Here is a 17,506-nt window from a genome sequence, read left to right as displayed (position 1 = left end):
GAAAAGTGGATCAATCGTACTAAGGAATGAACCGGATTGGCTAGTGAAACTTTGTAAGCGGTCTGATGGAAACGCCCGTCACACGGGGCTTTTCCCTCGCATACCCGTGTTTAGGGCGGGCTTCCGTTGTGGAGACAAAGCCTTAGCCCGCATTGCTCACACGGATTCGTCGCGAAAAGCAGAAAGCCTTGTGAGTACGAAGATTACGACCAAGCCACGGCAGAGGGGTCCGACCTTTCGCGGGGCCGACCATTCGGCGTAGCAGCTGAGGCGAAGGCGGCTCGACCGCGTAACGCGGAAGGCCGCCCCCTCGTAATCGCATGGCTTGCCCCGTAGCAGAATTCTTTGTGAGAAATGCGGGTTACGGGGTGAAACAAAGCGGGCCTTCGGTGGCGCCTAATTCTGGGAATGTCAGCCATTTGCCCAACACCGCCAACAACCCGACAACAATTAAAAAAACAGGCGTCAACCGACTCGCACGGCCCAAAAAGCGACGTGCCGCCAAATCGGTGCCCAAGGCGACCGTCATCATCGCCGGCACGGTACCCAGCCAAAAAGCGACCATCACCGATACCGCGCCGAGCGGGGTACCGGTCGCGGCGGCGGCAAAAACAAAACTGTACAGATAACCACAGGGTAATAAGGTGCTTAAAAGGCCCAAGAGCAAACCCAAAAGCGGGCCCTTGGGAAGCGCAACCAGGGGTTGTTTGAGGCGCGCCACGTGGCGCATCAACCCGCGAAAAGGGGTTGCCCCGGGTCGGACGAGCTGCCAAATACCCAACCCAATCATGGCGACCCCGGTTGCGATCATCAAGAAACGCTGGAACAGCATGGTTTGCCCTACGTAAAGGAAGCCTTTGCCCAATAGGCCCGCCGCCAAACCCAGCGCGCTATAAGAGATTAGCCGCCCCACCTGATAAAAAGCCACCCCGCTCAAGGAAACACCGCGCGAGCCGACCGCATAATAACCGGCAAAAGGCCCGCACATCAGGAAGCAGTGGAAACTGCCGATGAAACTCGCCAGGGTGATCAGGAACAGGGCGGAAAGGGTCACGGTTCACCTCAATCAACGCGAATTTTGCGACGAAAGGCGATGGGCCCCTGATCCGTTTGAGCCGCGACGCCTAGGTTCCAGTTTCCAGACGCGGGTTGGTTGGGCAAAGCAACCGACCACCAGCCACTTTCGGCCGGTTCCAAGTCCAATTGCAGATCGGCGGCCGACCCGTTGGGTCGGACCAGGGTTGCGGAGACGGTCTTAACCGCTTCCTCCGGATTGGGTCCGACGAGATGAACCAAAAACCGGCCCGAATCATCGAAACGATGTTGCATGGTCCAATCGCGCGCGGCGCGATAGGTATCAAGCGTTTGTTGGTAAACCTGCTCATGGGCGTAGTAATCCTTGCTGGTCAGTTCGAAGTTGCGGCCTGAAATGTAGTAGACCGCGCTGAGATGAAAAACCATGCAGGCGCCGAGCAGGGACATGACGATGTACTTCCAATAGTTCATTGTGCCGGCCCCATCAGTGTTACCTCGGTTTGGTAAAGAACCGCGCCGGTCCGTTCATCGCGGAACGTCACCACGGCCCGTTCTTTCCCAGAGGTGTTAAAAAGTGTTTTTTGTTTGCGCACAAAGATGGGCAAGGTTGCCGTTTCTTCGGCCGGGATTTCCCAAGGATTGCGCGGCGTGACTACCTCGAACCCCGCGGGAACCTCGGTGGTCACGGTCCAAATCGCCTCGGAACGGTTGGTCGCCTTCACCTCGAAATGGTTGGAAACCACCGCATCCGCTTCGCTCAGGGTGAAACTCTGACCAGGCGGCCGAACAATTTGGAACTTGAGTCCGCGGTTAAACAGCATCAAGTAGGTGCCTGCCCCGTAAAGCGCCAACACCAACACCAAATACACGATCACGCGGGGCCTCATGAACCGGCGCACCCGCCCTTCTAAGTCCGCGATCGCCGTGTAGCGAATCAGTTTCGGCGGTTTGTTGACCTTAAACATAATTTCATCGCAGGCATCCATACAGGCGGTGCAGTTAATGCACTCCATTTGAAGGCCCTGACGAATGTCAATTCCGGTGGGACACACCGCCACACAGCGGTTGCAGTCGATGCAGTCGCCCTCGGTACGTTCTTGGTTTTTCCGCAGTTTGCCGCGCGGTTCACCGCGGTTGTAGTCGTAACCCACGATCATCGAATCGCTGTCGAGCAACACCGATTGGAAACGGCCGTAGGGACAGGCAATCAGACAAAACTGCTCGCGAAACCAGGCGAAATCCACGAAAAACATGAAGTTAAAAAAGGCCATGAAGGTGAACCAGCCCCAGTTCTCGCGCGGATCCTGGAAGGTCATGTGCAGCACTTGGTCGGTGCCGACGAAATAACACAACACGGTGTTGGCGAAGTGACTGGAGATCGCGATAAAAATCACGTACTTCAACGCTTTTTTACTGAACTTGGAAACGCTGATCGGGGCCTGATCCAATTTACGGCGTTGGCGGGCGTCCCCTTCAATCCAGATCTCAATCCGTCGGAAGACGTGCTCGAGAAACACGGTTTGCGGGCAAGCCCAGCCACACCACAAACGACCCCACTGGGCGGTAAGGAACAGCACCAGGATCGCGGTTCCCGCGGCGAAAAACCACAGGATCGAAAAGTCTTGCGGCCACAGGACGAGCCCGAAAAACGCGAACTTGCGGTCCGCGATATCCAGCAGCACGGCCTGTGAACCGTTGATGTCAATCCAAGGCAAGATGAAAAAGAACAGAATCAAGACGACGGCCATGACCCGACGTCGGTTGAGCCATTCACCGGTGAACTTGGCGGGATACAGCCAAAAACGTTTGCCACCATCACCAATGGTCGTCATTTTCTCCCGGGTCGGGATCTGACCGTTCATCAGGACACCTCTCTTTACTCGGCGGGTTTCTCCGCCGCGCCAACGAAGTTGCCGGCCTCGTCAACCAGCTCGCCTTGTTTCTCCTTGGGCGTCGCGGGCGTGGTGCCGCGCATGGCGCGAACATAGAAGCTGACATCTTGAATTTGTTGCGGTTTCAGGATCGGTTTCCAAGAGATCATGCCCTTGGTGGGCACGCCCTCGGTCACCACGCGGATCAGGTCACTCAACTTGCCGCCGTGAATGTAGTAATCGTCGGTGAAGTTGGGCCCGATGGTGCCGCCGCCGTCGTTGGCGTGGCAGGCGGCACAGTTGGCGGTGTACACCGCTTTGCCGGATTCTTCCCAACCACCGGCGCTGTACGTGGCGGTTAACGCGGCCTCGGGATCCTCGGGCGCCTCGGCCGCCTTTTGTTCGGCGACCTGGGCCACGGCGGCCTCCCGCGCCGCCATTTCCGCCTGCAAAGCCGCGTGGGGCAGCTTTTCGGGATTGAGGAAATGGTAGTAAGGCACGTAGAAACAGGCGAACAAAATGCTGACGGCGAAGATGCCGAGCCACCAGTGGGGCAGATCGTTGTCGTTTTCTTCGATGCCGTCGAAGTCGTGTTGGTGTAGGGGTTTCTTATCTTCCACCATGAGGCTCCTCCGTATTCCGGCCGGACTCGTCAAAAACAATGTTGGCCATGTCGTCGTAGTGTTTGCCCGCGTTGCGCCGGTAGACCCAAATCAGCACCCCGGTGAAACAAAGCAGGAACAAAACCAGTGAAATTTGGGGCCAAATCGCATAGTTGCCCTGGCTAATGATGTTTTTCAACATGGTGTCCTCCCTTACTTCTTGATGTCGGTGCCCAATCGCTGCAAGTAGGCGATCAGCGCGGTGATTTCTTTGTCGTCCATGCCTTCCACACCGGAAGCCGCCAGGTCGGCACCGATTTCGGCCGCTTGGGCCTCGGCGATCTTTTTGGCGTTTTCAACCGTATCGCGGTCGTAAGGCACGCCCAGGTGTTTCATGGCATTGACCTTGGCTTTGACATCGCCCAGGTTCATTTTGTTTTCCAGCAGCCATTGGTAGGCCGGCATGATCGAGTCCGCGACGATGGCGCGAGGATCTTCCATGTGGCGCAAATGCCACAAGTTAGGATACTTGCCACCAACACGGTGCAGGTCGGGACCGGTCCGTTTGGAACCCCACAGGTGCGGGTGGTCGTAGACGAATTCACCGGATTTGGAGTATTCGCCGTAACGCTCAACCTCGGCGCGCAATGGACGGATCATTTGCGAGTGACAGTTGTTGCAACCCTCGCGGATGTAAATGTCGCGGCCGACAAGTTCCAGCGGCGTGTAAGGTTTGACGCTGCTGATGCTGGGCACGTTGGATTCAATCGCCATCATCGGAATCGTTTCGGCGACACCGCCGATCAGGATCGCGATGGTTGCCAGTACGGTGAGCAGCACGGGTTTGGCTTCCAAGCGGTAGTGGAAGCTACCAACCAGGGGTTTGCGTTCGTAAGGCGTGGCCTCGGCCTCGGTATCCTCGGGCACGGTCACTCCGGAAATGGTTTTGACCACGTTGTAGAGCATGACCAGCGCACCACCCAGGTACAGCATCCCACCGAACATACGGATCCAGTACAGCGGCACAATGGCAATCACAGTTTCCACGAAGTTGGGATATTTGAGGTAACCCTCGTTGTCGAAGTCCAACCACATCAAACCTTGGGTTACCCCGGCGATGTACATGGAAAGCATGTAAATCAGGATGCCGAGCAAACCCATCCAGAAGTGGGCGGTGGCCAGTTTTTTGGAGTAGAGTTCGCGGCCGTAAAGACGGGGAATCAGCCAGTAAATCATGCCGTAGGTCAGGAAACCGTTCCAACCGAGGGCGCCGCCGTGAACGTGGGAGATGGTCCAGTCGGTGTAGTGACTGAGTTTGTTGAGCGATTTGATGGAGAGCATGGGCCCTTCAAAGGTGGACATGCCGTAGAAGGTAATCGCCACGACCATGAACTTGAGAATCGGATCCTCGCGCAACTTGTGCCAGGCACCGCGTAACGTCAACAAACCGTTGATCATGCCGCCCCAGGACGGTGCGATCAACATCAAGCTGAACAGCATGCCCATGGTTTGCGCCCAATCGGGCAGAGAGGTGAACAGCAAGTGGTGTGGACCGGCCCAGATGTAGAGGAAAATCAAGGACCAGAAGTGGATGATCGAAAGGCGGTAGGAGTAAATCGGACCTTCAGCGGCCTTGGGCATGAAGTAGTACATCAGGCCCAGGAACGGGGTTGTTAAGAAGAAAGCAACCGCGTTGTGGCCGTACCACCATTGCACCAGCGCGTCCTGCACACCCGCGTAAACGGAATAACTTTTGGTCATGGAGACCGGCAATTCCAGCGAGTTAAAGATGTGCAACACGGCCACGGTCACAATACTGGCGATAAAAAACCAAATCGCCACGTAGAGGTGGCGTTCGCGCCGTTTGAAGATGGTCCCGAAATAGTTAATCGCCATCACAACCCAAACCGCGGTGATCGCTAAATCAATCGGCCATTCCAGTTCGGCGTATTCCTTACTGGTGGTAATCCCAAGCGGCAGCGTGATCGCGGCGGCGACAATGATCAATTGCCAACCCCAAAAGTGGATGCGCGAGAGTTTGTCCGAAAACATGCGGGTCTTCAGCAAGCGCTGGCTGGCGTAATACATCCCGGCAAAAAACGAGTTGCCGGCAAAAGCAAAAATGACGGCGTTTGTGTGCAACGGCCGTAAGCGACCAAAGGTCAAATAGGGAATGCCCAGGTTGGCTTTCCAGAACGCCAATTGAAAAGCGATCAGAACGCCGACCAACATGCCCACCAAACCCCAGATCACGGTGGCCCAGACAAACTTCCGCACTATGTCGTCGTCGTAGCGGAAACGTTCAACTGTCATGATGTCTCATCCTTTCTTGATGCCGAAAAACCCGAAAGGGCGTGGTCATTTTTGTTAAATCTCCGGGTGAGCTCGTGAAAACGCGCACCGCGTCCGAATCCGCCAAGCCTGTTCGCCGGACCTTTAACAAAAATCAACCACGGGCTTCGTGTCCTTTGGCTTTGTCTACTTCCCCATTTGCGCGGGGTCCACGCCTTGTTGCCTCACCGTCCTCGAAAAGCACGCGATAGGCAGGTGTTTCCATGTCTTCAAATTGACGATTCCGCCAGGCCCATACATAGGCGACCACGGCAATGCCGGACAACGCCAAGGCGAGCGGCACCAAAACCCAGAGAATCCCCATTAACGGCTCCTTTGCCGCAGCGTCCATGCGGACACGGCGATGACGGATAGTGAACTGAGCGGCATCAACACCGCGGCGATCAGCGGCCCAATCAGGCCCGCCAAACTAAGTGCAACCGCCACCGTGTTGTAGCCGAGTGAAAGTGCGAGACCACGGCGGGTGGCCGCTTTAACGCGATCCGCCAGGTCGAATAAGCTGTCGATCCCCGTCAAATCGCGGCGACGCAGCACCACGTCCGCAAACTCAAGCGCTGCGCCGGTACCGAGCGCGTGGGTCACCCCGACGTCCGCCGCGGCCAGCGCACCCATGTCGTTCAAGCCGTCGCCGACCATCAAGCAACCCTGATTGCGACAACCCTCGATATAAGCCAACTTTTGTTCGGGTTTGCGTTCGCCCAAACCCTGATCCAGTGCCAGCATCCCGGTTAACTGGTCCACCACGTCCTGGCGATCACCCGACAGAATCGTGCGAACCAACCCTCTTTTTTCCAATTGCTTCATCGCTTCGGGCACTTCTTCGCCGAGCGCATCCACCAAGGTGAACAGCGCCGCCAAACGGCCGTTAACCACCGCCGCCGTTGCACTCCGCCCCGGCGCAAGGCCCGCCGCCAAATCAGAAGCCGTCGCCAAGCAGCTTTCCCGTTCCGCGAATTGAGGCAGCGCGGCCAGGGAACAAACCACCACCTCGCGGCCGTCGATCTCCCCGCGCACACCCACACCGGGGATGGCTTTCACCGCCGTCACCGACTTAAAGGTGGGAACCGGTCCCCGCTCCGCCTGCCAAGCCGAAAGGAACATGTTGGCCAGCGGGTGATGCCCCGCTTGCTCCAACTCGCAAATCGCTGCTTTGAGCCAATGCTGGTTGGGATGAAACCAGTGGGTTTCCAACAAGGTCGGCAAACCCTCGGTAATGACACCCGTCTTGTCAAACACCACCTGTTTAACGCGGGGTACTTGCTCAAACACCTCGGGCCGCTTGATCCACAATCCCGCTTGGGCGGCACGGGACAAACCCCAGGCACGGGCCGTGGGTTCGGCCAAGGCCAAGGCACAAGGGCAGACCACGATCAGCACCGTCAGCGCGACCGAAAAGGCTTTGGCCGGCGAGCTGGGGTACCACAGAACGAACCCCAAAAGGGCCGCACTCAAGGCGGCGGGCAAAAACCAGCGTGCGGCCGCCTCGGCGATGGGTTGTTGTTGTTTTTTCCGATTGAATTGCTGTGATTTCTCCTGAAAACGGGCAAATTGACTTTGATCAACGCCTGATTCCAGAATGATTTCTACAACCGAAGCCAAGTTTACCGAACCGGCCAGAACCCGTCCGCCGCGCTTGATCGTTACCGGATCAGCTTCGCCGCTAACCACATGCAGGTTAAACAGACCTTCGTCGCTGTCTAAAATCCCGTCGACCGGAACCAAATCACCGGCCCGAAAGCGAAGCTGATCGCCCCGTTTCAGCACCTCGACCGGTTTTTCAACCCAGGTATCACCCTCGCGGCAGCTCACCAGTTGCGGCATCGCCGCCAGCAGCCGTTGGGTCTCGCGCAAGGCACGCTGCACCCCCATGTTCTGCACATAACGACCGGTCAGCAGGAAAAAAACCAGCATGCCCATGGAATCGAAATACAAACCGTGGACATGGCCCTGCAAAAGCGAAACCGTACTCAACACGAAGGCGCTCATCAACCCAATCACAATGGGAATATCGAGATTGAGCTGGAGCAACCGCACCGCCAGCCAGGCACGCTTAAAAAACGGCGCCGCACCGTAGAACAACAGAGGCAGGGTTAGGGTGAAGGCGACCCAGGCAAACAGCAGCGCGAAACCGCCTTGTTCGAGGCCGGTATAAAACGGCAGGCTCATGAGCATGATGTTGCCCGCCAAAGCGCCGCTGATGCCCAAGCGCAGCAAATCACGGCTTTCTTCGCCACCGACACGTGGCTGCAAACCCACCTGGTACCCGGCAGCCGCGATCAGCCGCGCCAGTTCTTCCAGATCCGCGCCGGCTTCAAAAAACAAAACCAACTTGCCGCTGCCGAAATACAACTCGCTGTTGACCACCCCACGGCAGTTCTGGACCAACTTCTCAACCAACCAAACACAGGCCGCACAGTGCAGGCCTTCCAAATACCAGGTACCTTGATAAAGACCGTCCCGGCGTCCACAGTGTTTGTCGTAATAAACCTCGGTCCCAAGGTAAGCGAACGACGGTAAGTCATTGTTTTTATTTTGGTTGGGCTTCCCATCCGCCAAAGCACGCAAACGGTAATACTCATGCCATCCCCGTTGATGAATCAAGTCGTGTACCAAGGCACAGCCTGGACAGCAAAAATCAACCTGTTGGGACACCAGCCGTTCGCCGCAGTGACGGCACGTTCCCGTGTCGGTCGCGTTCGGTTGGGTGATGGGCTGGACAGCAGGCATAAGTCCTCTTAAGGGCGGACGCACCTCGGCGGGGTGCGGACGAGCCGCACCGGGGTGCGAAACAAGTCGCACCGGGATGCGGGCAAGCCGAACCGGGGTGCGAAACAAGCCACACGCGCCGTGGGGTTAAAAGGGTGGGGGTGGGAACGGAAAATAGCGGAAGGGGGAAACCGGGGTGACGGAGACATGGGTTTGATTGATTTCCCCATTCCGCTTAAAGGATTAACTTGGAACGGGTTCGCGTGCGATAACGACCGGTAACCGGCCGTCGCGAATCAAGGCACGGGCAACCTGGCCAATGCCGCCGTGTTTTTGGTGGCCGTGTGCCCCGATCACCAACATGTGGCAGGCATTGTCCTCACAAAACGCGAGCAGCCGCCGCGCGGGGTTTCCTTCAAGGAAATGGCTGCGATCTCGGTTCTCATGGTGCACCCGATCAGTCTCAAAAACGATGTGACCATCGGCGCTCAGTTCAAAGGCAGGGTCACTTTGTGGTTCCTCCGCGACCGCACCCGAGCCGTCCGCCAAATGAACCAATCGGCGGCAACTCTGATGGCGAATCTCGGAAAAATTTTGGTGTAACCAGTCTTCCAAGCGGGGCAGGTCCTTGTATGGAAAGGAAGGTCGAAACGTAGACGGATCGCAAACATGAACTAAATCGAGACCCATATCCATTTTTTTTGCCAAGCCTTTAGCAAAAACAAGGGCGGTTAAGGAAGCCTCGGAGAAGTCGATACCGACCGCAATTCGAAGTGTTTGCGTTAAGGGCAATGCATTCACGGAAACCACCTGCGCCTTTTACCAAATTCCGGCGATTCGGGGCCGAACATCACCGCCGCGTTATCACCGCCCCACCATCTGCAAATGCAGTACCAATAGCTGATAACACCGAATGCAACTCTCTTAATTAGGTTGTTTTAAACAACTTATTTTCTTAAAACCTTATCAATTAGCGCCTTCAACCGTCCAATTGGGAATGATTACCCCATTACCCCCTTACACAGGTTGAGCGTGAGGGTCCGTCACCCTGTCCGATACGAAAAGGGAAAAGCCGCCCGCTCGAGAAAAGTGCTTTAAACCCAAGGTTAAAGCTTGATTTTGGACCACACCCTGTCCCCAAATAATCCGAGGTTGAAGGTTTTTTAACGCGCAATTTGGTCACTTTTCCCTAGAGAGAGGGTTTTAAAGCTTGGTCGCGGTATTGCGCATTATTTCCCAGGTGCTGCGGATCTTTCCCAAGACCGGCTTCACCCTCATGATCGATGCCACTCCTTGGGCACCGCTGATAAACCTAAGAAGCGCGATAACTCGCGGGGATTTTAGCTAAACCTCTGGGCTGCAACGGCCTGAAAAAATACTCACCGCACCCAGTGGGTGCGCCTCCGTTTTTTTCAAGCCATTTCGCTCCAGATCTTTAGCCAAAATCCCTGGCTCTTATCGCGCCTCTTAGGATAAAAGGTCAATCCCCACAGCGATTCGTCGCCAACGCATCCGGCCCGGGAGAGACGGCCGTTTTTTGTGTAACCAAACGATAATCGTTACAACAACAACACTTTAGCGCGCTGCTTACCGCTTTGCCGCGAACGCCGTATGCCAACAGGGGGACCACACCGTGCCCCAAAGTCTGAACCACGTTTCGCAAAATATAAGGCACTTTTCAGTAGAGATAACCTTCTGTAAAAAGTTTTCTTTCAAAGAGTTAGCCCTAAAGCCGTAGATAACCCAAAGCGCCAATCTCGTTATTTCGCCGGCAACGAAGCCCACTCGGGGTCACCCAAACAAAACCCCAAAATAGAAGCCATACGAAGCAAAGACCCCATCGATCACCCCAGCGTCTGTGCTTGGCAACCATTTTGCAATTTAGCGAACGTCTTGGAAACCTACCCGCGGCGCACCTTCGGCCTCGCGGTAAAGGACCGCGAGGCAAATTTAGGAGGGCTTCCCGACCTGTTTCCATGGGGATTGAACATGAATTTAGGGCGTCAAAAAATCCTGGTCGTCGATGACGAGGAATCCGCCAGAAAATTGATCATCGCCAGCTTACGGAAAGCGGACTACCAAATCCTGCAGGCCGAAGGGGGGCGCGAGGCGATTCGCATCGCCAACCGGGAACATCCCGATCTGATCATTATGGATATCTGCCTGGCGGAAACCAACCTGGACGGTTACCAAACCGCCGAAATCATTACCGAGGAGTGTCCCGGCCAAACCATTTTGTTTGTCTCGGGAAAAATCGATTACAACAACCGTCGCGCCGCCATTAAAGAGCGCTGGTCTTTTTTAAATAAACCTTTTAGTCCCTTAGATTTACGCGCACGCGTCAAGCGAATCTTAGAAAGACCCCCCGCGAAACGGGCCCGATCACTTTAAGTGGCGCCCGTCGCTGGGAAATTTAGCCCGCATTTCTCACCAGGATTGGTCGCGAGAAGCTGAAAGCCTTGTGCGTACGAAGATGACGACCGAGAGACGGCACAGGGGCCCGACCTTTCGCGGGGCCGACCTTTCCCGGGGCCGACCTTTCCCGGGGCCGACCTTTCGCGGGGCCGACCTTTCCCGGGGCCGACCTTTCGCGGGGCCGACCTTTCGCGGGGCCGACCTTTCGGCGTAGGAGCTGAGGCGAAGGCGGCGCGACCGAGTAAGTCGGAAGCAAACCCTCGTCATCGCATGAGTTGCCCCGTAGCAGAATCCCTTGTGAGAAATGCGGGTTAGAACAACTTGTACTGCTTCATGCGGTAACGCAATTGATCTCGAGACAAACTCAACAGTTTGGCGGCTTTGGTTTGGTTACCCTCGGTACGTTCCAACGCTTGGCGAACCAAGGTTTCCTCCACCGTATCCAGTGGAATGCCCTCGGGCGGAAGGGAAAACCCCTCGTTGCCGGCGGGAGCATCGGCCGATTTGCGGCGTCGCAGGGGAAAATCATCGGGTTGCAGGACCTTGTTTTGACTGAGAATCATGGCACGTTCCACCACATTCCGCAGCTCGCGTACATTACCCGGCCAGGCATAACGGCTCAAATAGGTGAGGGCATCATCGCTAATCCCTTGAATCGTTTTTTTAAATTTGCGGTTAAAGTGGTCCACGAAAAAGCGACACAAAAGGGGAATGTCCGCTGCACGACTGCGCAGCGAGGGCATATCGATTTCAATCACATTAAGTCGGTAGTAGAGGTCCTCGCGAAATTTCTTTTCATCAATGAGTTGGTCCATGTTTTGGTTGGTCGCGGCAACAATCCGCAGGTCGACCGCGATATCACGGGTCCCACCGACACGGCGGAAGCGACGGCTTTCCAAGAACCCGAGCAACTTAGCCTGGGTTTCCAGAGGCATTTCGCCAATTTCATCCAAAAACAAGGTTCCCTGATGGGCCATTTCACACAAGCCGCGTTTGAGGGATTTGGCGTCGGTAAAAGCGCCTTTTTCATGACCGAAGAGTTCCGACTCAAGCAGGGTGGCCGGCAAGGCGGTACAGGTAACTTCCATAAAAGGCCGCGAGGCGCGGCTGCTGTTGTAGTGAATCGCCTGGGCGATCAGGTTTTTACCCGTGCCGCTTTCGCCCAAAATAAGCACCGTTTCGGCCGCGCTTTCGGCCACGGTTTTGGCAACATTCATGATCTGCACCATGGGTTCACTTTGGCCGATGATGCTTTGAAACCCATATTCGGCTTCTAAATTAGCGCGCATCAAACGGACCTGACGGCGCAGTTCCGTCATTTCAAGGGCTTTTTGAACGGTTAGCATCACCTCTTCCAGGTTAAAGGGTTTGGTGATGTAGTCGAAGGCGCCCAACTTCATGGCTTCCACCACGAGCTGGATGGCGTGGTTGCCGGTCATCATAATCACGGGCAACTCGGGATCGCGTTCCTTGGCCTCGGCCAAAAGATCGATACCGTTGGCGTCGGGAAGGTTGATATCCATCAAAACCAAGTCACAGGCCGATTGGGCCAAATGCTTGCGGGTTTCTTTCCCGTTGGCGGCCTCCTCGGTAAAAAAACCCTCTTTGTTGAGTTTGCGCACCAGGGTTTTGCGAATGAGCGCCTCATCCTCGACGATCAAAACGGAAATCGGAGAATCCATAAAATGCCTCTAGCAGAAAAATGACGGGAGCAACGTCCAGCGAAATGCTAACACGAGCAGGGGGGGAGCGAAAGCAGGGTGCGGAAAGACGTCCAGGCAAAAGGAGTGCGCCGAGCGAAGACGAACGCGGCTTCGAAATGGATAGAGCAGGTTGAACGCCCAGGGTGATTTCACGGTGCATCCAGGTGCCAAAACGGGAGGATTTTTTTTGGTTTTTCCGTAAAAGGTTTGTGGTGTTTGCCTTATTGCGATGTTCCACATGGAACATCGCCGGACCCGCTCCTTGGCGGGGCTATTCGATCCGCGAGGATGGTGTTAGGCTTGGAACCTAAGAAGCGCCATAAGAGCGAGGAATTTTCGCTAAAGATCTCGAGCGAAACGGTCTGAAACGAGCGGAGGCGCACCCGTGGGTGCGGTGAGCAATTTTTCAGGCCGTTGCAGCCCAGAGGTTTCGTGAAAATTACCGCGAGTTATCGCGCTTCTTAGATGGGCTACAACCTTTTCCCGTTTATCAAGGTGACCCCTCATCCAGGAGGACCTCCTCTATGTCACCGTTGGACGATCTCCAACAACTTTCGCCCAGGTACCTGGCGGCGCTGTCACAGCTCGACCCCGATTCAGCCTTTTTTGCGGTCAATGCCGACCAACAGGTTGTTTTCTGGAGCGAGGGCGCTTCCCGTCTGCTCGGTTGGGACCATGAGGAAGTTGTCGGCAAGCACTGTAGCTTCGCCATTCGTTGTTTAAGTTGTGCCAAAGGTTGCGGCATCCGCGAATACGGCAAGGTTTCTGTCGCCGATCTCACCCACCTCGACAAAAACGGCAAACCGCAACAGGTAACCAAAGTTGCCCAAGCCGTACGCGATGAAGCGGGCCGCTTTCTCGGCGGGTTGGAAATCCTCCGACCTCAACAACAAAAGCGCCGTCCCGGCTGTACCGCACTGCAGCAGTTCCACCAAATATTGACCGCCGATCAAAGCTTTCTCGACAACCTCGCCAACATGCGTTTTGCGGCACATAGCGGGGTCAACATGCTTATCCGCGGCGAGAGCGGTACCGGTAAAGAACTCTTGGCTCGAGCCATTCATCAAATGAGCCCCCGCGCCAAGGCCCCTTTTGTAGCGATAAACTGCGGTACCTTAAGCCGGGAATTCCTAGCCAGTGAATTGTTTGGTCACAAACGCGGTGCTTTTACCGGCGCGATTCAAGACAAACAAGGCCTGTTTGCCGCGGCCGAGGGTGGAACCCTGTTCCTCGACGAGGTCGGTGAATGCCCACTCGAAGTACAGGCCATGCTCCTGCGGGTTTTGGAGGAACGGCGTTACCGTCGCCTCGGTGATACCCGTGATCTCCCCACCAATATTCGCATCCTCGCCGCCACCCATGTCTCCCTGCGTGAGGCCGTAAAACAGGGGCGTTTCCGCGAGGATTTGATGTTCCGATTACGGGTCGTTCCCTTTTTTATCCCACCCTTGCGCGAGCGACAGGGCGATATCCCGCTACTCTGGCATCATTTCACCGAGCGAAGCGCCAAAAAATTTGCCATCGAACCCTGCCAAACAACCGATGAAGTTATGGAACTGCTCATCAATTACCCTTGGCCCGGCAATGTTCGCGAGTTGATCAACCTCAGCGAATACTGCCAGGTCACGCGACCGGGACAACAACTCCGCCAAGCCGATTTGCCACCTGAATTCCGCGAGGGTTCCCAGCAACCCCAACCCAAAACGAAAGAAAGGGCCACCACGCGCGGAAACCCACGACAATCCCTTACCAAACAAGAACTGGAACAGGTGCTGGCGGAGGTCGCCGGCAACACCACCTTGGCCGCGAAGGAACTCGGCATCAGCCGCGCCACCTTGTGGCGAAAACGCAAACAATGGGGCCTTGTATAACACCTTCCCGCGGGGGAGGCACCAAGTGAACTCTGGGAGATAAACGCTATGCCGTTAGAAAGATTGCGACTGCTATCGATATTAACGATCGGCGCCGCCGTGACCGCCTTTTTGACCGGTGATTTTAATCGATTGGAGACCGTGATCATGATTGGCATGATTCTACCTCTATGGTTTCCTATCGACATTAATAAGATCCGGCAAAATCGGTTATGGAAGTTTTATCTTTGGATTACCTTCTTTTTTATGATTGTAGGAATCTCGTTGGAAGTTCGCGTCGACACCGGCATCTTTTTCTTAATTATGTTTTGCCTCATCTACGAGTTCTATGGGGAACAACGCCTTAATACCCCGAACCGCCTCATCAGTATTTTGTCGTTTCTCATCATCGCCTATCAAGCTCGAAAGTATTTGGGCATGAAACAGCTTTATGTCATCGTGGGATATGCTTCTGCTGTTTTAACCACCCTTATTGGGCTTTACCATCTCAATTTGTACCGCGGTCAATCTAAAAAAGACCTGTTTAAAGCCCATGCTGTCTCCTATCTTCACTTGATTCCGATCTTGTCGATTGCCGTCCTGTTTTTCTGGTTGGCGCCGCGGGCACGGGGTTCCAGCGCGGGCATTGAATCCAACGAGACCGGCCAACAAATATCCGGTTTCTCCGGCCGGGTTCGCTTGTCGGATATCGGAATCCTGAAAAACTCCGACCGCCCCGTACTCGACCTCACCATCTTGCAGGGAGAACCCGCCGAGCCCTATCTCATCGGCCGGTACCTGCACATTTACGAAAACGAGGAATGGCAGACCTACGCGCGCACCCGCACCGTCTATGGGGCCGACGCCCGTTTCCATCAGGAAGACCTGTTCGGGGGCGAGGTGCGCTACCGCATTCACGCGGAACCCTTTCAAGGCAACACCGTGTTCTTTCTGCGCAACCCCATCCGCATTGAAGAATTCGAGAACTACCTCGATATAGAAGGGTTCTCCGACAACATCAGCATGTCCAAAAAGACCCCGAACTCGTTGAACTACACCGGCGTTTCGGGATTAAGCCCCCGTCAGGACATCAAAATTAGCTTTATGCGCCGTTACCTTCAAATCCCGGATCGCCACGACTACCTGCGAACCACCACCAACGAAATATTGGGTGACGGGGAGTGGGACAACCAACAAAAAGCCATCCTCATTCGCCGGCACCTCATACAAAATTACAAATACACGCTGGCCATCAACAACTTCGACGCCCAGGACCCCATTCGTGAATTTCTCATCGAAAGGAAGGAGGGCCACTGCGAGTTGTTCGCCTCCTCCGCAACACTGATGTTGCGCACCGCCAACGTGCCAACCAGGTTGGTGACCGGTTTCCTTTTGGACCAAGCCGCCTACAACGGCCAGTTCTACCATGTTCAGGAAAAGATGGCCCACGCGTGGTTGGAGTACTACCACGAGGGCCAATGGCACACCTTGGATCCAACACCCTCGCTTCCTATTTCAAGGCCGACCTTGTTCCAAAGCGGCACCACCAACCTACGGTATTTGTGGCGAAGTTACTTCACATCGTTTGACTACTTCTCTCAAAAAGATAACCTTGAACTTGTTGTGGAAAGTTATCTCGAGAACCGCGTTACGTACAACCGTATGGTTATCGGGCTTATCTTAATCGCAACCATAATTTTTCTCGTAAAAAGGAACATTCATTTATTGCGCATGAAGCGACAGGATAAAGTACAGCTTTCCCTGATTCGAATCGAAAAACTATTGTGTAAACACTTTGACGAACGACATCCGCAAGAGAAGTTCTCCGATTTTGTGAGACGTCTCGATTTAAGCCCTATTTTGGAACAAAAAATCGAACGTTACAGTCACGAGGTTTTTGCCTATTGCTACAGCCGAGGTGGTCGCGAACAACAGGCAGGCAAACTCATCAAAGAGGGCAGAACCCTCTTGCGGACGCTCAAACAAGAAGTCGGCTAGCCCGCATTTCTCCCAAGGAATTCACGTAAGCGATGAGGGCTAGGCAACCAGCTGAAAGAATGCCTCAGTCGGTCCGGCTCAATTTCAGGAACAGATCCCTCGCGAACGCGGCCGTATCCTCACGTTTGAGGGCGTAACGACAAATCGCCTCGAGATAACCTTCGATTTGGCCTGTATCCAGCCGCAAGCCCTCGTAATTATACGCACGCACCTTGCCCTGGCTGGCCAAGCTGTTGATGGCGTCAATGTGATAAAACTCGCCGGGGCGACCCGCCGCATCAAATTGCCGCCACCCTTCCTCGAGAAGCGGGAACAGATCGGCCGTGAAAAGGTAACGACCATAACTCACCATCTTTGACGGCTCCCGGCCGGGGGCCGGCTTTTCAACGATGTGACGCATCGGGAAGCTATGCCCCTCACTGGGTCCGACATCGACCACGCCGTAGCGCGATACATCCACATCACCCAAATCCTGGACCGCGAGCACCGAATCGCCCGTTTGTTGATAGACCTTCACCAATTCGCTGCTTAAACCGCGTTCACCAAAAAACAAATCGTCGGGATAAGCCACCACAAAGGGATCCTCACCGACAAAGGCCCGTGCAGCCAATAAGGCATGGCCGGTCCCTAACATCTCCCGTTGCCGGACAAAAAAGACGTTGGCGCTGCCAGGGCGAATGCTGTTCAGTGCAGCTTGTTTGCCGTCACGTTCAAAGACCTGTTCCAGTTCAACCTCGCGATCAAAATAATCGTCGAGCGCTTTTTTGCGGCGGGAAGTGATGATCAGGATGTCTTGGATACCCGCCGCCTCCAGCTCTTCAACAATAAAGGAAATCGCCGGCCGGTTCAGCAGCGGCAACATCTCCTTGGGAATCGTTTTCGTGACCGGCATGAACCGCGAACCATAACCCGCCGCAACAATAACGCCCTTAACGCCCATGAAAAGCTCCTTAAATGATCGATTTCGGGCCTAA

At 55.1% G+C, this 17,506-nt stretch carries 14 protein-coding genes; 3 read left to right on the top strand and 11 right to left on the bottom strand.

Annotated features, from left to right (window positions below):
* Nucleotides 1–361: 361 nt before the first annotated feature.
* The 9 genes from J3U88_RS05490 to J3U88_RS05450 all read right to left on the bottom strand — a co-directional run bounded on the left by J3U88_RS05490 (nucleotide 362) and on the right by J3U88_RS05450 (nucleotide 9,367).
* The gene (locus J3U88_RS05490) at nucleotides 362–1,054 is read right to left on the bottom strand and encodes an urease accessory protein UreH domain-containing protein (RefSeq protein WP_207857408.1); all 693 of its coding nucleotides are present in this window, start codon (nucleotides 1,052–1,054) and stop codon (nucleotides 362–364) included.
* A gap of 8 nt (nucleotides 1,055–1,062) precedes the next feature.
* On the bottom strand, nucleotides 1,063–1,506 hold the full coding sequence (locus tag J3U88_RS05485; RefSeq protein WP_207857406.1) for a FixH family protein: 444 nt from the start codon (nucleotides 1,504–1,506) through the stop codon (nucleotides 1,063–1,065).
* Nucleotides 1,503–2,897 carry a cytochrome c oxidase accessory protein CcoG gene (gene ccoG, locus J3U88_RS05480; protein ID WP_207857404.1) on the bottom strand — a complete coding sequence of 465 codons (1,395 nt, stop codon included), beginning with the start codon at nucleotides 2,895–2,897 and terminating at the stop codon, nucleotides 1,503–1,505. Before ccoG ends, J3U88_RS05485 begins: the two co-directional genes overlap by 4 nt.
* 14 nt (nucleotides 2,898–2,911) lie before the next feature.
* A complete protein-coding gene (locus J3U88_RS05475; protein ID WP_207857403.1) occupies nucleotides 2,912–3,529 on the bottom strand; it encodes a cbb3-type cytochrome c oxidase N-terminal domain-containing protein in 618 nt (205 codons plus the stop codon).
* Nucleotides 3,516–3,710, bottom strand: a complete 195-nt coding sequence (locus J3U88_RS05470) for a cbb3-type cytochrome oxidase subunit 3 (RefSeq protein ID WP_207857402.1) — start codon at nucleotides 3,708–3,710, stop codon at nucleotides 3,516–3,518. Before J3U88_RS05470 ends, J3U88_RS05475 begins: the two co-directional genes overlap by 14 nt.
* An 11-nt stretch (nucleotides 3,711–3,721) precedes the next feature.
* Nucleotides 3,722–5,821 carry a cytochrome-c oxidase, cbb3-type subunit I gene (ccoN, locus tag J3U88_RS05465; RefSeq protein WP_207857401.1) on the bottom strand — a complete coding sequence of 700 codons (2,100 nt, stop codon included), beginning with the start codon at nucleotides 5,819–5,821 and terminating at the stop codon, nucleotides 3,722–3,724.
* Between the two features lie 133 nt (nucleotides 5,822–5,954).
* The gene (ccoS, locus tag J3U88_RS05460; RefSeq protein WP_207857400.1) at nucleotides 5,955–6,164 is read right to left on the bottom strand and encodes a cbb3-type cytochrome oxidase assembly protein CcoS; all 210 of its coding nucleotides are present in this window, start codon (nucleotides 6,162–6,164) and stop codon (nucleotides 5,955–5,957) included.
* Nucleotides 6,164–8,587: a heavy metal translocating P-type ATPase gene (locus tag J3U88_RS05455; RefSeq protein ID WP_207857399.1), complete on the bottom strand. Its 2,424-nt coding sequence runs from the start codon at nucleotides 8,585–8,587 to the stop codon at nucleotides 6,164–6,166. The genes ccoS and J3U88_RS05455 overlap by 1 nt, the downstream gene beginning before the upstream one ends.
* Before the next feature lie 222 nt (nucleotides 8,588–8,809).
* Complete coding sequence (locus tag J3U88_RS05450) at nucleotides 8,810–9,367, bottom strand: universal stress protein (RefSeq protein ID WP_207857398.1); 558 nt, start codon at nucleotides 9,365–9,367, stop codon at nucleotides 8,810–8,812.
* Nucleotides 9,368–10,555: 1,188 nt separating this feature from the next.
* Between J3U88_RS05450 and J3U88_RS05445 the strand changes: the two genes are divergently transcribed.
* Nucleotides 10,556–10,957: a response regulator gene (locus J3U88_RS05445; protein WP_207857397.1), complete on the top strand. Its 402-nt coding sequence runs from the start codon at nucleotides 10,556–10,558 to the stop codon at nucleotides 10,955–10,957.
* A 335-nt stretch (nucleotides 10,958–11,292) separates the two neighbouring features.
* On the opposite strand, the gene J3U88_RS05440 is transcribed toward J3U88_RS05445, so the two are convergent.
* Nucleotides 11,293–12,663, bottom strand: a complete 1,371-nt coding sequence (locus tag J3U88_RS05440; protein ID WP_207857395.1) for a sigma-54-dependent transcriptional regulator — start codon at nucleotides 12,661–12,663, stop codon at nucleotides 11,293–11,295.
* 545 nt (nucleotides 12,664–13,208) lie between these two features.
* Here J3U88_RS05440 and J3U88_RS05435 point away from each other — a divergent pair.
* Nucleotides 13,209–14,555 (top strand): sigma-54 interaction domain-containing protein, encoded by a 1,347-nt coding sequence (locus tag J3U88_RS05435; protein WP_207857393.1) that lies wholly within the window; start codon nucleotides 13,209–13,211, stop codon nucleotides 14,553–14,555.
* Nucleotides 14,556–14,603: 48 nt separating this feature from the next.
* Nucleotides 14,604–16,532 (top strand): transglutaminase TgpA family protein, encoded by a 1,929-nt coding sequence (locus tag J3U88_RS05430; protein WP_243435801.1) that lies wholly within the window; start codon nucleotides 14,604–14,606, stop codon nucleotides 16,530–16,532.
* 64 nt (nucleotides 16,533–16,596) lie between these two features.
* Here the strand turns inward: J3U88_RS05430 and J3U88_RS05425 are convergent, their stop codons facing one another.
* Nucleotides 16,597–17,472: a UTP--glucose-1-phosphate uridylyltransferase gene (locus tag J3U88_RS05425; RefSeq protein WP_207857389.1), complete on the bottom strand. Its 876-nt coding sequence runs from the start codon at nucleotides 17,470–17,472 to the stop codon at nucleotides 16,597–16,599.
* Nucleotides 17,473–17,506 lie beyond the last annotated feature (34 nt).

The organism is Acanthopleuribacter pedis (assembly GCF_017377855.1).
Taxonomy (GTDB): domain Bacteria; phylum Acidobacteriota; class Holophagae; order Acanthopleuribacterales; family Acanthopleuribacteraceae; genus Acanthopleuribacter; species Acanthopleuribacter pedis.
Note: the sequence above shows the minus strand (reverse complement) of the source record. Positions and strands in the feature narration are given on the sequence as shown.